13 protein-coding genes are annotated in these 13,927 nt (G+C 40.4%); 8 read left to right on the top strand and 5 right to left on the bottom strand.

Translation table 11 applies throughout. The annotated features are described in order from the left end of the window. Positions 1 to 3: 3 nt before the first annotated feature. The 3 genes from VIC_RS25850 to VIC_RS25840 are packed head-to-tail and all read right to left on the bottom strand — an operon-like array spanning position 4 to position 2,632. A complete protein-coding gene (locus VIC_RS25850) occupies positions 4 to 1,023 on the bottom strand; it encodes a glycosyltransferase family 9 protein (protein WP_006963390.1) in 1,020 nt (339 codons plus the stop codon). 3 nt (positions 1,024 to 1,026) lie between these two features. Continuing rightward, positions 1,027 to 2,058, bottom strand: a complete 1,032-nt coding sequence (gene waaF / locus VIC_RS25845; protein WP_006963389.1) for a lipopolysaccharide heptosyltransferase II — start codon at positions 2,056 to 2,058, stop codon at positions 1,027 to 1,029. Positions 2,059 to 2,077: 19 nt separating this feature from the next. After that, a complete protein-coding gene (locus tag VIC_RS25840) occupies positions 2,078 to 2,632 on the bottom strand; it encodes an acyltransferase (protein ID WP_039952747.1) in 555 nt (184 codons plus the stop codon). 355 nt (positions 2,633 to 2,987) lie between these two features. On the opposite strand from VIC_RS25840, the gene VIC_RS25835 reads away from it, so the two are divergent. Together VIC_RS25835 and VIC_RS25830 are read left to right on the top strand one after the other, a co-directional pair. After that, entirely contained in the window at positions 2,988 to 3,713 is a 726-nt protein-coding gene (locus VIC_RS25835) for a glycosyltransferase family 25 protein (protein ID WP_006963387.1), read from the top strand. Continuing rightward, the gene (locus VIC_RS25830; RefSeq protein WP_006963386.1) at positions 3,710 to 4,879 is read left to right on the top strand and encodes an O-antigen ligase family protein; all 1,170 of its coding nucleotides are present in this window, start codon (positions 3,710 to 3,712) and stop codon (positions 4,877 to 4,879) included. The genes VIC_RS25835 and VIC_RS25830 overlap by 4 nt, the downstream gene beginning before the upstream one ends. Before the next feature lie 21 nt (positions 4,880 to 4,900). Here VIC_RS25830 and VIC_RS25825 read toward each other — a convergent pair whose 3' ends face one another. Both VIC_RS25825 and rfaD read right to left on the bottom strand, forming a co-directional pair. Further along, on the bottom strand, positions 4,901 to 6,013 hold the full coding sequence (locus VIC_RS25825; RefSeq protein WP_050778657.1) for a glycosyltransferase: 1,113 nt from the start codon (positions 6,011 to 6,013) through the stop codon (positions 4,901 to 4,903). A gap of 82 nt (positions 6,014 to 6,095) precedes the next feature. Continuing rightward, on the bottom strand, positions 6,096 to 7,037 hold the full coding sequence (rfaD, locus tag VIC_RS25820) for an ADP-glyceromanno-heptose 6-epimerase (RefSeq protein WP_006963384.1): 942 nt from the start codon (positions 7,035 to 7,037) through the stop codon (positions 6,096 to 6,098). Positions 7,038 to 7,317: 280 nt separating this feature from the next. Between rfaD and pseB the strand changes: the two genes are divergently transcribed. From pseB to pseG, 6 genes are read left to right on the top strand one after another with little or no spacing between them, the layout of a single operon-like run. Beyond that, a complete protein-coding gene (pseB, locus tag VIC_RS25815; protein WP_038514007.1) occupies positions 7,318 to 8,331 on the top strand; it encodes a UDP-N-acetylglucosamine 4,6-dehydratase (inverting) in 1,014 nt (337 codons plus the stop codon). Positions 8,332 to 8,345: 14 nt separating this feature from the next. Further along, the gene (pseC, locus tag VIC_RS25810; protein WP_006963382.1) at positions 8,346 to 9,515 is read left to right on the top strand and encodes a UDP-4-amino-4,6-dideoxy-N-acetyl-beta-L-altrosamine transaminase; all 1,170 of its coding nucleotides are present in this window, start codon (positions 8,346 to 8,348) and stop codon (positions 9,513 to 9,515) included. Next, positions 9,512 to 10,360: an aldo/keto reductase gene (locus tag VIC_RS25805; RefSeq protein ID WP_006963381.1), complete on the top strand. Its 849-nt coding sequence runs from the start codon at positions 9,512 to 9,514 to the stop codon at positions 10,358 to 10,360. Before pseC ends, VIC_RS25805 begins: the two co-directional genes overlap by 4 nt. A 9-nt stretch (positions 10,361 to 10,369) precedes the next feature. Beyond that, entirely contained in the window at positions 10,370 to 11,125 is a 756-nt protein-coding gene (locus VIC_RS25800; RefSeq protein WP_006963380.1) for a cytidylyltransferase domain-containing protein, read from the top strand. A 9-nt stretch (positions 11,126 to 11,134) separates the two neighbouring features. After that, positions 11,135 to 12,424, top strand: a complete 1,290-nt coding sequence (locus VIC_RS25795; RefSeq protein ID WP_006963379.1) for an aspartate aminotransferase family protein — start codon at positions 11,135 to 11,137, stop codon at positions 12,422 to 12,424. Next, positions 12,421 to 13,923 (top strand): UDP-2,4-diacetamido-2,4,6-trideoxy-beta-L-altropyranose hydrolase, encoded by a 1,503-nt coding sequence (pseG, locus tag VIC_RS25790; protein ID WP_006963378.1) that lies wholly within the window; start codon positions 12,421 to 12,423, stop codon positions 13,921 to 13,923. The genes VIC_RS25795 and pseG overlap by 4 nt, the downstream gene beginning before the upstream one ends. The last annotated feature ends 4 nt before the right edge of the window (positions 13,924 to 13,927 follow it).

Genomic DNA, 13,927 nt, shown 5'->3' with positions numbered 1-13,927 from the left:
AAGTTATTGATTCGATAGGGCACGGGAAATTGCATCTGTGATTTGCGCCGTGGTCGGTATTGAGCCATCAGCATTCATCACGATGTCATGGTGCTCATACAAAGGCGTATATCGAAAAGGCACCGTCGCATAGAAAATGCCTACAGTTGGTGTATGGGTCGATATTGCAATGTTCCGGACACCTGTATCAGGAGCGACCATTAGTGCAGCTTTTGCCGTTAGATCAACTAGCTCTTCAAGTGGTAAGCATGGTTGAATTTTGAAGTTTGGATATTTTAAAAGGCTTTGGCAAAAATCCCCTTTCTCAAAATCATTTTTTCCTTCCAGATACACGTGGGTATGATTTGGGTTCTCTTGGACTGCCTTCTCTAATACCGCAAACATTTGCTCTTTAGATAATATTTTTCGCAGCTGCGAGGCGCCGTTAAAATAGAGCACATAGGGAGCTTCAGTGTCTACCAGTTTGCGATGATCAGGATAGGCAAAGTCCAGTGGGTGAGCGGGGTTGTGGCCTAGTAGCTTGAGCATATCTAACATGCATTCCACTTCTGGCTGAAAATCTGAACGATGAACTGCAACATTAAACAAAGTACCGCAGAAGTACCATTTGTATGGAAACCCTATTTTTAGTTTGGCTTTACTTAATGCTGTCATCCAATGAGAACGGTTAGTGCTCGCCAAATCGAAAATTATGTCTTGCTCGCCTAGTTGTTTGATGTTTCGAACTTTTTCTTTGACAGGTGTTGTTTTTCCAGGCTCTTTTCCTGGCATCACATGAACATGATCAACCAAGTCACTCGGTATTCCATACATATAGTTGGAAACTGGAACTAACGTAATTTCAGCGTTAGGAAAAAACTTTCTGGCTTCAACTAGAAATGGGCGAACAACAACCTGATCCCCAAGTGCTGCGTGTCTAATTACTGCTATTTTCTTGATTTTTTGAGGCTGAAAATCATCTTGAATATACTTGCGTGCTTTTTTAGAAGCGTAAGCACCACGCTCAAACCATAGGTGTTTCATGAGTTATTGCTCTAGAAATTTATCAACAGCATTGATGACTTGAGAAGGCATTAGTTTATTGAGACAGTCTTGGTGGCCAAGCGGACACTCGCGTTTGAAACACGGCCGACACTCGATATCAGTATGCACCATTTCTAACTTGTCAGTCAGAGGCGGCGTATATTTTGGTGAGCTAGAGCCATAAATCGCAACTATATTGCACCCTACGGCAGCAGAAACATGCATTAAGCCTGAATCGTTCGATACAACGGTATGGCAAGCTGCTAATAAGTCTACTGCTTCGATTAGTGATGTTTCGCCAGCTAAGTTAAAGCAATATTGTTGTTGATCTGATGTGAGAGCTGATTTGATTTTTTCGGTGACAGCTCTGTCTTTTTCTGAGCCGAACAACCAAACTTGCTGGCCTTTATCTACAAGATGTTTAGCAAGCTTAGAATAGTGCCGGTCTGGCCAACGCTTAGCCGGGCCAAACTCCGCGCCAGGGCAGAGGCCTACAATTGGAAGTTGTAAATCTAGATTGAGTCTCTGACGAGCAGCGAGTTGTGAAGTGGTGTCGACGGTTAAACTGGGCTTTGGGCAATTGGCTAACTTAACCTCTTCCAACATCTTTTTAGAAGTTGAAGCGAGAGCGACGTACCTTTCAACCATATATTGAAATACACGCTTATCAGGACGAAGATCTGTAAGTAGCCCATATCTGAACTCACCTTTCCAGCCAGTTCGTACTGGTATTCCAGCAAACCATGGAATTAGGGCTGACTTTGCAGAATTAGGTAATATGAATGCATGGCTATAATGATTTTTACGTAACTCATGCCCAATTGCTCTTCGACCAAATAGATTGAAGTCCCCATGTCCAATCGGCATCTCTATGGCTTGATGTACTTCTGGCATGCGTTCTAGGATAGGTTTACACCAAGCAGGAGCAAGGACATCCAGTTCACAGTCTGGATATTTATCTTTGAGAGTCGTATACAAGCTTTGCGACATCACCATGTCGCCAACCCAAGAGGGACCGATAATGAGAATTTTCATTTAGGAAGCTAGGGTTCATCTAATAAGTCAGTTCATGCTGCCATGATACTCCATTCTGTACGACTTTGGCAGGGTTACCAACAGCAATGGCGCCCGATGGGACTGATTTGGTCAAGGTAGAGTTGATGCCAATGATTGATCCTTCACCGACAGTAACACCTTTTAAAACTGTTACATTATCTGTAAGCCAAACCTTAGGACCAATTTCGATACTCTGAGCACTGTTGATGCGCTTTCCATCTTTAGTAATATTATGGCCATCGCTAGTCATAATCTTCACGTTTCGGGATAGCATGCTTCCTTCGCCAATTGTTAGCTTAATTCCATTTTCTCTAGCAGAAAGGTAGCAGTCATGGCCTATGATTGTGTTGTCATCAATTGTTAAATGACAATTATTACCATCTATTTCAATGATGCAACGACGCAAGTTGGCATTTTTTCCTATTTTTAGGCTGTTGTTCTCTCCTTTAATAACAATCTTACATTGTCGTATTTTTGACGATGGATCTATTGCGAATTGATGTCGACCCGATATTTTTATTTTGTTTCTTAGTCTGTTAGTAAAACTGAGCATTGTATTCACCTATATCTATCCATTCATTTTTATATGGTATAGCTCATTAACTAAAATATAAAGCAATGACCATGTAATGACGTTGTCTATTACTGTTTTGAAAACACAGTTAATATAGTTGGGTTTATGGCTATTGAGCGTAGTTATGGTTGAGTTGTGCTAAACACTTGGACAAGTCTTCGGGTGAAACCAGTTGCTTTCGTGTTCTTGATTCGTTGGGTAAACATCAATTATTAAGAGGGTCGTGGGATGGAGGTGTGACGTTAGGTTTGTGTGAGTGTTGGTGAAATTCGGTTCAATTTAATTGTCATATATGGTCTAATGGCGTCCATTTCTCTTGGTTTGGTAGTGTTTAGTGAAAGTTTTTGTTATTAGTTTACAGCGTAGTCCTGAGCGTAGAGAGTACATCAAGAAGCAGCTAGACCAACTTAATATTGATTTTGAGTTTTTTGATGCAGTTGACGGCAGAGCAGAGCCTCCTCACAAATTGTTCGAAAATTATAACTATGCTAAACGGCTATGGCTTACCAGCGGCCGAATGCCCTCGAAAGGAGAGCTCGGTGTATACGGAAGTCATTACCTTCTATGGAAAAAATCGATTGAGCTTGATGAGCCTATTATAGTTTTTGAAGATGACGCTTCTATCTTACCTTCATTTCCAAGTAGCTTGAAAGTGGTTCAAGAAAAAATCGATAGATACGGTTTCTTGCGTTTAGAGTCTAAAACAGACAAAGGGGTTTTGTGTCTGAAGGAAGAGGATGATAACTTTAGCATCTCTTTTATGACGAATAACTATGGTGGACTTAGGTGTTATGCCATTTCACCGTATGCTGCAAAAAAGCTTGTTAGTAACTCTGAACGATGGTGTATGCCAGTAGATAACTATGTTGGCTCCTTGTATCTTCATGATATGCCTTCCTATATTCTTTCCCCTGCTGTTGTTGAAAACCCTCAAGAATTCGCAACAACAATTCAACTAGGTGAAGAAAGTAAAGCTAGGTTGTATCGAAAACCTACTCGAGAGCTTTACTCTCTATACAGAAAGATTGCCCTGCGTATTTATAACAGAAAGTATCAATGAAGAATTTAGCTCAGCAATTGGAGAAGGCATTTCTTTTCTCTCCAGTTTTTTTAGTTTTAATCTCAATATTTAACTTCACAGATACTAAGTCTTTAGTTTCTAGGGTTACTGTTATTGTTATTGTTTATAGCATAATAAGATATAGGCAATGTATTAAGACTAATTTTAACCAGTATGGTTACAAAAAGTTTTTTTTAGCTAGCATTCTGGTTTTTTCATATTTTTCTATTATGCATGTTTGGAGAGGTGACAATTTTGGATTGCCTAGGACTTTATTGACATGTTTAGTTTACTTATCTGTTGTTCCTTGGAGTAAGTTTTCTAATTCTTGGGTATATAATACAATTATACTTTCTGCATCTGTATGTGGGCTTAATGCTATATTTGAACATTACTATTTAAATATAGCTAGGGTTGGTATAGCAACCAATCCAATACCCTATGCACTTTACTGCTCTTTTGTTTCTTTGTCTTCTTTAGCTTTGACTAAACACTATGAATCGAGATTTATTCAAGGTTTATGTATTACTGGATTCTTATTGTCTTTATGGGCATTAATTTTGACAGACTCTCGTGGTGTTTGGGTAGCATACCCAATAGCAATGATGCTTGTAATTTATAGGAGCTTTAATAATTTATCACTCGTTAAGTTAGGTACTTTCACATTGATTGGCTTAAGTGCTATTTATCTGTCATTTAAGCCAATGATAGATGAACGTGTTGACAGGACAGTCGCTGAGTTTAACTCTATCAGCAAAGGGAACTACGAGACATCTTTTGGGGCACGATTAGATTTATGGACGTTCGGTGTTGATGTTTGGAAAGAGCAACCTATGGTTGGGGAAGGCGATATAATGTTAGAAGAAGGTATTCGAAAAGTACCAAACAGAAAGGCTTATCGACAACTTCACCTCCATAATCAGTACATAGATACACTTGCTAGATACGGTTCTGTTGGTTTTTTTATCATGATGGTTTGGTTTTTCTATCCAGTAAGGCTTAATAAAGCTCGAGAAAGAGATCGTGTCATCACCCAAGTGTTAGTTATGCTTGTGTTCATTGCGGGATTATCTGATGTGCCTTTTCACCATACGCATGTAGTTTATTTATTCACCTTGGTAGTTGGTCTATTCTCTTTGAATAGGATGGACTCAAGGTTAGGCTAATCTGTTGACGGAGGTTACTCATTACTCATGATAGTACTTTGCTAGCTTCTGAATATGTGTACTCATCGAAAACTCTGATTGTGCTCGTTGGTAAGCTCGAGCTGAATTTTTCTTCATCAACTCTTTATCGAGCAGATAATATTCTATATTGTCTGCTATTTTTTGAGGGTCTAATGGATCAGCCAACAAAGCCGTTGAGTATAGTATTTCTGGTAGTGCTCCAGTATTAGCTGCAACTATTGGCTTCTTTGCAGCCATAGCTTCGATTGCAGTTAAACCAAAAGCTTCGTTGTGGTTTGGTAGGCATACAATATCCATTGCAGCTAACATGCGATTAGTATCTGTCCTAAATCCAGCTAGATGAACGCGCTGGGTTAAGTTTAAGTGATTAATGCTATCTTTTAGCTTGTGAACGAAAGTGTTGTCCGAACCTTCTGAAACATCTAACCCTCCGACTAGTAATAGATGAAGCTCGGGATATGTGTCTTTCAGTAAATGGAAGGCCTCTAAAAGCTCCATTTGACCTTTGCCAGAGCAGACCCTACCTAGATTACCAATAATTATACTATCTCTAGGTAACCCCACTTCAAACTTTATAGTGGCAATTTGGTTTTGGTTATCAATTGGTTGCTCTGGGATGTCGGTGCCTAACCAGAGCCGGGTGATTCTATTTTCAGGTACAGGGAGTGCTTCTAGATTGCGTTTATAGGTTTCATTACTGATTGAAAAAATCTGGTCAATATGTGAATAAGCCCACTTATGGTAGAGGTCTTTTTTAGGGCGAGTAACCCCCATGTGCTCCGTGAAAAAAGTTTTCCGTCTAGTTAATAAGCTCAGTAGCGCTGAAACCAGAATATCACCAGATTTGTGGCAATGAATAATTTTGACGTTTCTTTGTTTTAGCCAGTGGTTCAGTCGTAAAAGTTTAGACGCTATTAACTTCCCTTTACTCGATATCTCAAAGGTCTCAATACCAGAGCTTCGCATTCCTTGAGCAACTTGTGTTCCACTGGTACATAGACCATAAACGTTATAGCCACGTTCAAGAAACTCTTTGCCAGTTCTTATCGGATACATTTCTAGCCCTCCCCAGCCTTGGGAAAGACAAATATGAAGAATTGCCGGTTTTGTCACAACTTACCTTTATCTAGTGGAGAGACAATAAAAAGGTGGCATTGAAACCACCTTTCTATAGTAGCCTTTAAAATATTAGAGGCTACTTGTTTATCTTCTGCATATATTCAGCAACGCCTTCTTCGACTGTTTTGAACTGGTGATCACAACCTGCTGCACGCAGTTTTGTTAGGTCTGCTTGAGTAAACTCTTGGTATGCGCCTTTAAGGTGTTCAGGGAATGGAATAGTTTCTACTTCACCTTTACCATGGAACTTAATCACGGCTTTAGCGACTGCTTCGAAAGATTCCGCATTACCTGTTCCAAGGTTAAAAATACCTGACTGGCCGCTTTCCAAAAACGATAAGTTTACTGCCGCAACATCGCCGACGTAAACGAAGTCACGCTTGAAAGTCTCGCTGCCTGCAAATAACTTTGGATTTTCACCTGAGTTCATTTGGTTGTTTAGGTGGAAGGCTACTGATGCCATTGAACCTTTGTGCTGTTCGCGAGGACCATAAACGTTGAAGTAACGGAAACCAGTAATTTGAGAAAGTTGCTCACCATGCTCTTCAGCATCTTGCAAAATGCGGCGTACATAGTTATCGAACTGTTGTTTTGAGTAACCGTATACATTTAGTGCGCCTTCATACTCTTTCTCTTCAATGAAAGTATCAGTTTCACCGTAAGTTGCAGCTGAAGAAGCATAAAGGAAAGGAATTTCACGCTCCAAACAGAAATGCAGCAGCTCTTTTGAATACTCATAATTGTTGAGCATCATGTACTTGCCATCCCACTCAGTAGTTGCAGAACAAGCACCTTCATGGAAGATGGCCTCGATAGGCCCAAAGTCATCGCCCGCCATTACTTGAGTGAGGAAATCATCACGATCCATATAGTCTGTGATATCTAAATCAACCAAATTTTGGAACTTCTTACCATTCTTAAGGTTATCAACTACCAAAATGTCGTTGATGCCTTTGTCATTTAGTGCTTTGACAATGTTGCTGCCAATCATGCCAGCGCCGCCAGTTACGATGATCATTTATAAACCTCAACCTACAAGTTATTTTTGGAGATATTACAGTATTGTTGCTCTTCTTGCAGTATCTCTAAGTACTAGAGTAAAGGTAAAATTCGATTACTTAAATATTTTATTGTATCATCCACTCAAAACGAATACCCCTACGTTTAATGCTCAGTTTACGTAGTGCCGAGCGCATATAGAAGCTCACTGATGGGGTCTTAATGTAGGTTGCTTGGCAAGCATGAACAAAACTTCTGAGGGTATTCTTTATGGTGGAACTATACTTACGGAATTAATCATGTTGAACAATAAAACGGTTCTTATAACCGGTGGCACGGGATCCTTTGGTAAGAAATTTATTAAAACAATCCTTGAGCGATACTCAGACGTCAAAAAAATCATTATATTTTCCCGAGACGAACTCAAACAGTTTGAGATCAAGCAGCAGTATCCTCAAAAAGCTTTCCCACAATTGCGTTTTTTTATTGGTGATGTTCGCGATCAGCAACGAATGGTGCAAGCTTGCGAAGGCGTCGATGTAATAATCCATGCGGCTGCAATTAAGCAGGTTGACACTGCCGAATACAACCCTACTGAGTGTATCCGTACAAATGTTGATGGTGCAGAGAATGTCATTCACGCGGCATTGCAATGTGGGGTAAAGGATGTAGTAGCGCTTTCGACAGATAAAGCATGTGCACCCATTAACCTTTATGGGGCCACTAAACTTGCTTCTGACAAGCTATTCACAGCAGCAAATAATATTAAAGGTTCGAAAGATATTCGTTTCAGTGTTGTTCGATACGGCAACGTAATGGGGTCTAGAGGTTCAGTTATCCCATTTTTCATGAAAAGAAAAGAAGAGGGCGTACTTCCGATTACTCATGAGGATATGACTCGCTTCAATATCTCCTTGCAAGATGGCGTAAACATGGTGATGTATGCTTTGGAGAACCACCTTGGTGGTGAGATTTTTGTACCCAAAATCCCATCATATAAGATCTTAGACATCGCCGAGGCTATTGCTCCCGATTGTGAAACCAAAATGGTTGGTATTCGACCTGGGGAAAAACTACATGAAGAAATGATCACAGATACAGATTCTCTTAATACTATCGATCTTGGTGAATACTACGCAATTCTGCCTTCTGTATCGTTCACTTACTCAGAGCGTGAATATCTAATGCACCACAAAGCTGAAAAAGTGCCGTTTGGATTCAAGTACAACTCTGGAACAAACACTGAATGGGAAACAGTAGAAAGTTTGCGCAAACTTATTGTTGAACATGTCGACCCAAATTTCACAGTCTAAGTGAGTAAAAAATAGTGATCCCATACGGTAAACAAGAAATAAAGCAAGAAGATATTGATGTTGTAGTCGATGTACTTACTTCAGACTTTCTCACTCAAGGTCCTAAGGTCCCTGAATTTGAACAGTCTCTCAAAAATCATTCTAGTGCAAGTTATGCCGTGGCAGTAAATAGTGCAACATCAGCGCTACATATTGCTTGCTTGGCTCTAGGTGTCGGTAAAGGGGATTGGCTATGGACTTCTCCTATAACCTTTGTGGCATCAGCAAACTGTGCTTTATATTGTGGTGCACAGGTTGATTTTGTAGATATCGATCCAGATACATACAACCTGTGTCCGCAGAAGCTGGAAGAAAAACTCAAAGAAGCAAAAGAGGCTGGAAAATTACCGAAAGTTGTTGTTCCTGTTCATCTTTGCGGACAGCCATGTGATATGAGAGCGATACATAAGCTTGCAAAAGAATATGGCTTCAAGGTTATAGAAGACGCCTCTCATGCTATTGGTGGACGTTATCATGGTGAGCCAATTGGTAACTGTGCGTTTTCAGATATTACAGTCTTTAGTTTTCATCCAGTGAAAATAGTTACCACGGCTGAAGGCGGTGCTGCGTTAACCAATCAAAAAGCACTGGCTGACAAAATGGAGCTCTACCGTAGTCACGGGATCACTCGAGATTTAGATCAAATGGAAGGTGGCAGTCATGGTAGATGGTACTATCAACAAATTGACTTAGGCTTTAACTATCGAATGACTGAACTGCAAGGTGCGTTGGGGGTGTCTCAAATGCGACGTCTTGACGAGTTTGTTGCATCACGTCACCGTTTAGCTGAGCGTTACAACAAAATATTGAGCTCTCTTCCTGTCGTTCTCCCATATCAGCTTGAAAATACATATTCAGGGTTGCATTTATATGTTATTAGGCTGAAGTTAGATGAGATATCTCTAACTCATAAAGAAGTGTTTAACGCTCTACGGGAAAATGGTATCGGTGTGAACTTGCATTATATCCCGGTCCATACTCAACCTTACTATGCCAGAATGGGTTTCAAGCAAGGTGACTTCCCAGCTGCTGAAAGTTATTACCGAGAAGCCATTTCGCTCCCTATATTTCACGGAATGACTCTTGAACAGCAAGACGAGGTGTATAAAGTCCTTAACGATATTTTGCTTGAGAGTTTGGAATGAAACTATCTTTAGGTACCGTGCAATTCGGCTTAGATTACGGAGTGACGAACAGTGGTGGACAAGTAGAACGCTCTGTCGTTGAGGAGATGCTTGACCTAGCGCCTAATCTGGGCATTAATTCTCTTGATACCGCAATAGCTTATGGTAATAGTGAGAGTGTGCTAGGGCAATTTGATTTAAAAGCTTTCAAGGTTACCTCAAAAATCCCTTCCTTGGCAGGAGCCAAAAGCTCTATTAATCAGATGACCAAGCAATCTCTCGAACGACTGAACATAGATCATTTGTATGGAATGATGCTTCATGACGAAAATGATGCATTTGCCAGCAATTGGCGCAATTTATTGGAGCTCAAGTCACTGAAAGAAGAGGGCCTTGTTAGTAAAATTGGCGTCTCATTTTATGACTCTCAAAGTGCGTTGTCTGTTATTGAGGCAGGACTTGTCGACCTCATTCAAATACCCGCTAACTTGTTCGATTCACGTTTTGAGATTGCTGGTGTCTTAGATGCGGCAGAAAAAAACGGAGTGGAAATCCATGTTCGATCTCTGTTTCTTCAGGGGCTTTTGCTCGCTAAACCTCAAGATCGACCTGAGAAGTTTTGCCATTTTAGCGATTTTTCTAAATACGATGATTTTTGTGCAAAATCGCGTTTTAGTCGACTAGAGTTGGCTTTGTCATATTTAATTGAAAAATCGCAAATAGAGTGTGGGGTTGTAGGCTGCACGAATGTTGAACAACTTGAGCAAATTGCTTCAGCTTATAACAATATGACTAAGTTAGATGAGCTAGACTTCCCTAATTTTACTTCATCAAACGAAGATTTACTTAATCCATCTAAATGGTAAGAAGGCAGTATGAAAGTTGTTGCTATTTTGCAAGCACGAGTTTCCTCTTCTCGTTTACCCAAAAAAGTTTTAAAACCCATCTTGGGTCTACCCATGTTACAGCGGCAGCTAGAAAGGCTCTCGCTGTGCAATACGATTGATGAGCTGATTTTAGCCACATCGGACCAAACTTCTGATGATGAGCTACAAGCTCTGGCGAACAGTATGGGGGTTAAGTGTTTTCGAGGTAATCTCGATGATGTTTTGGATCGTTTTTATCACGCAGCGAAAAGTGCGAATGCTATTCATGTCGTTAGGCTAACAGGCGACTGTCCTTTGATTTGTCCAGAGGTTGTGGACAAAGTAGTCGCTCATCATCTAGATTCTGGAGCGGATTATACATCAAATATTGCACCTCCCACTTACCCTGATGGACTTGATGTTGAAGTGATGACAATAGGCTCGCTGGAAAGGGCTTGGACAAATGCCAAGCTTCAATCAGAGCGGGAGCATGTGACACCTTATATACGCAAACCTGAGTCCAGTTTTTATCTTGAAAATGTTAAAAATGATAAAGACCTTTCATATTTAAGGTGGACTGTAGATGAACCGCGAGACTTTAACTTTGTTTTAGAGATCTATTCTCGTCTCTATTTAAACAACCCTCACTTTACGACACAAGATATCTTAAGTGTGATAGTTAACGAGCCTGAGTTGCTAGCGATAAATCAAAATATAGAGCGCAACGAGGGATACCATCTGTCATTGGATAAAGATAAGTATTGAGATTTTATTATGTCACAACGTTATGTCGCTTCAGAAAAATTGCTAGAGAGAGCGCTAAAAGCAATCCCACTCGGGTCACAAACTTTTTCTAAAAGTATGACTCAATTTCCACATGGTGTATCGCCCTATTTTGCTAAAAAGGCGAAAGGTGCCCAGATATGGGATGTCGATGGAAATGAATATATTGACTTTATTAATGGCCTTTTGAGTATTTCTATTGGGTATGCCAATGATGACATTAACAATGCTGTAAAGGCACAGCTAGAGAATGGGGTAACTTTTTCTTTATCACATAGTCTGGAAGTTGAAGTCGCGGAAAAACTTATTGATTTAGTCCCTTGTGCAGAAATGGTTCGATTTGGCAAAAATGGTACGGATAGCACTTCTGCAGCGATTCGATTAGCGCGGGCGTACACGAAAAAAGATATTGTGCTCGTTTGTGGTTACCATGGATGGCAAGACTGGTATATAGGGTCGACAAGCCGAAGCCTGGGGGTGCCGGAGGTGACTCGCTCGCTGACAAAGGTTTTTAAATACAACGATTTGCAATCTTTTGATCAACTGATTCATGACTATAAAGACCAGATAGCTGCGGTCATTATGGAGCCAATGAATGTAGAGTTTCCTCAAGCTGGTTTTCTTGAGCACATTCGTGAAGTCACGAAAAATGAAGATATTGTAATGGTCTTTGATGAAACTATTACAGGATGTCGCTTTTCCCCTGGTGGAGCTCAACAACTATTCAACGTAACGCCTGATCTTGCGACGTTTGGTAAAGGTATTGGCAATGGATTTCCTCTTTCTGCTGTTATGGGAAGAAAGGATATTATGGTGCTGATGGAGGATATTTTTTACTCGGGGACGTTTGCCGGTGAAACGTCTTCTTTAGCTGCTGCGAATGTCGTACTTGAGAAAGTGAAAAACGATAAAGTGTGTGATTACATAGCTGAATTAGGGGAGTATTTAATAGCCAATCTGAAAGATCTCATTGACAAGCAAGACCTACAAAAAGTGGTGCGTGTCGTTGGTCACCCCTCTTGGTCATTTATCACTTTCTCCGATTGTGAAAACGCAACGTCTTTAGAGATTAAAACACTGTATATGCAAGAAATGTTTAAGCACGGAATCTTATCATTTGGTTCGCATAACCTAAGCTTTTCTCATACTAAAGAACATATTGATGCGCTCCTAAAGGCTTACAATGAATTTTTTGTATTACTAAAACGTAGTCTTGGAAACGGTGATATTACAGCGCAGTTAGATTGTGACGTTCTGGTACCGCTATTTAAAGTACGATGAAAGTAGTTTTTAGGGTAGATGCCTCTATTTATATAGGTAGCGGTCATGTGATGCGCTGCCTAGTGCTTGCTGATGAGCTAAAAAAGAGAGGAGCGGAAGTAAAGTTTTCTTGTATCGCCCAACAAGGGGACATGATAGATTTCATTGAAAAAAGAGGGTACAAGGTCGAGGTTTTGCATCTAGGAGCTTCGATATATGTACCGAGTAGCCCAGTTGACTACGTGGGTTGGTTAAGAAGATCTGTTATTGAAGATGCGAAAGATTTTGTTGCGACGCTCATTTCTGCTGATTTAGTTATTACTGATCACTATGCGATTGGTAGAGAGTGGCAAGACCTAGTTATCGATTCTATGAATTGTCGACTGCTAGCGATTGATGACTTAGCAAGATGTCACAGAGCAGATTTGATTTTGGATCAGACGCTAGGTCGTTTAGAAAGTGATTACAATGAATCAAAAGCTCCAGCGCTTGTGGGGAGTGATTATGCTTTATTGCAGCCTCGCTTTTCTATTAAAAGAGAGTTCGCTCTGTCAAAGGCGTTGAGTAACGATAAACCTAACGTACTGATATCCATGGGGGGAGTTGATGCTCCAAATGCGACTTTAAAAGCCTTAAATATTTTACATCCTAATGTAAGTGCCAACTTCACAGTCCTGTTATCTCCAAGATCGCCGAATTTTCAACAAGTAGCAACATGGTGTTCACGTTACTCTAATGTTACTCATCTAGATTTTGTCTCTGATATGGCTGGTTTAATGCTAGAGCATGACATTGCTATTGGAGCCCCTGGTACTACAAGTTGGGAAAGAGCTTGTTTGGGTTTGCCGAATGTAATCGTCCCCCTTGCTGATAACCAACAGATGATCAGCGAAGAGCTTGTTAAATATGGTGCAGCGATAAAAGTTGACATTGAAGACATTCCAAGTCGGTTACTTTCTAGCTATCAAACGACACTTCGACACTGGGAGGCGTTTAAGTTGGCTAACCTTAGTATCTGCGATGGACGTGGTGTAAAGCGAGTAGTGTTTGAAATTGAACAGTTATTTAGTGTTAGTGATGACAGTTATTGTCTTGAAAAAGCGACCCAACAAGATATTAAACAAGTTTATGAATGGCAATGCCACTCAGAAACAAGAAAGTACGCATTGAACACGAATATTCCATCATGGGTTGAACATCACGAGTGGATGTATAAGAAGTTGCAGTCCCCATCAGACTATTTCTATATGGTAATTGACAAAGAAAGTGGCGAAAAAGTGGGAGTCGTGCGTTTAGATAGAAAACGGGCTGGCCACTACCTTGTATCTATCTTTATTGATCCAATGAGTTATGGAAAGGGCATAGCCTCTGAAGTTCTTAAGTTAGTGGATCTCATCTACCCTGACATTACTTTGCATGCAAAGGTACTAAAAGCTAATTTAGCTTCTCAAAGGCTCTTTCAGAAAGCTTGCTACCAACAAACCGATGAAGAAACTTATGTCCGACACCCTATCTATTGAGGCA

Origin of the sequence: Vibrio coralliilyticus ATCC BAA-450 (genome assembly GCF_000176135.1) — a bacterium.
GTDB lineage: Bacteria > Pseudomonadota > Gammaproteobacteria > Enterobacterales > Vibrionaceae > Vibrio > Vibrio coralliilyticus.
Note: the sequence above shows the minus strand (reverse complement) of the source record. Positions and strands in the feature narration are given on the sequence as shown.

Bases quoted from the DNA above. Each gene is read 5' to 3' on its own strand.
- pseG (WP_006963378.1), top strand. From the start codon at position 12,421: ATGAAAGTAGTTTTTAGGGTAGATGCCTCTATTTATATAGGTAGCGGT.
- VIC_RS25850 (WP_006963390.1), bottom strand. From the start codon at position 1,023: ATGAAACACCTATGGTTTGAGCGTGGTGCTTACGCTTCTAAAAAAGCA.
- VIC_RS25840 (WP_039952747.1), bottom strand. From the start codon at position 2,632: ATGCTCAGTTTTACTAACAGACTAAGAAACAAAATAAAAATATCGGGT.
- pseB (WP_038514007.1), top strand. From the start codon at position 7,318: ATGTTGAACAATAAAACGGTTCTTATAACCGGTGGCACGGGATCCTTT.
- VIC_RS25830 (WP_006963386.1), top strand. From the start codon at position 3,710: ATGAAGAATTTAGCTCAGCAATTGGAGAAGGCATTTCTTTTCTCTCCA.
- VIC_RS25795 (WP_006963379.1), top strand. From the start codon at position 11,135: ATGTCACAACGTTATGTCGCTTCAGAAAAATTGCTAGAGAGAGCGCTA.
- VIC_RS25805 (WP_006963381.1), top strand. From the start codon at position 9,512: ATGAAACTATCTTTAGGTACCGTGCAATTCGGCTTAGATTACGGAGTG.
- VIC_RS25800 (WP_006963380.1), top strand. From the start codon at position 10,370: ATGAAAGTTGTTGCTATTTTGCAAGCACGAGTTTCCTCTTCTCGTTTA.
- waaF (WP_006963389.1), bottom strand. From the start codon at position 2,058: ATGAAAATTCTCATTATCGGTCCCTCTTGGGTTGGCGACATGGTGATG.
- rfaD (WP_006963384.1), bottom strand. From the start codon at position 7,037: ATGATCATCGTAACTGGCGGCGCTGGCATGATTGGCAGCAACATTGTC.